Consider the following 489-nt stretch of genomic DNA (forward strand, 5'->3'; position numbering starts at 1 on the left):
TCTCTCCCGGAAGGATGATACTGTCCTCCATCACCGTTAGGTCAAAGCTCTCGGACAGGTCTCCCGTATCGGTATCGTCACAGGCCACAAGATCCTGAAGGTTCTCTGCAGGGGTCGGTGTTGGCAATGGCGACACCTCAAGGGTCAATGTCGAATAGGCATAGCAACCGGTATCCTGGTCGGTCACCTTCACATAGATGGTCTGCGGGTTGTGAGGCTGTCCACCTATCGATGTGTTGGTATAGGATGTATAGTCTGCTATCGGGTTGTCATTGTCACGGTCTATGGCCGTCTCGTAGTAGTCCACGCTCCAGGAAGGTGTCCCACTGGTAATGATCCCGTCCTGATCGGTCAGGTCAAAGGCTGCATAGCCGTCGTTGTCGTCGTTGTCGTCACAGATGCTCAGCTGCAGTGCCTCTTGCGTCTGTGCCGGGGTAGGAAGCGGATTCACGATCAGCTCCAGGGTCGTGGTACGGAAACACAAAGTGG

The 489-nt window shown here is 54.8% G+C and carries 1 protein-coding gene; it reads right to left on the reverse strand.

Features of this window, described 5'->3' with window-relative positions; translation table 11 throughout:
* Positions 1-489: FIDD domain-containing protein (locus tag LOK78_RS16400; RefSeq protein WP_232635667.1), on the reverse strand; the 489-nt coding region annotated here is incomplete at both ends.

Origin of the sequence: Mangrovimonas futianensis, from assembly GCF_021245805.1 — a bacterium.
GTDB classification, from domain to species: domain Bacteria; phylum Bacteroidota; class Bacteroidia; order Flavobacteriales; family Flavobacteriaceae; genus Mangrovimonas; species Mangrovimonas futianensis.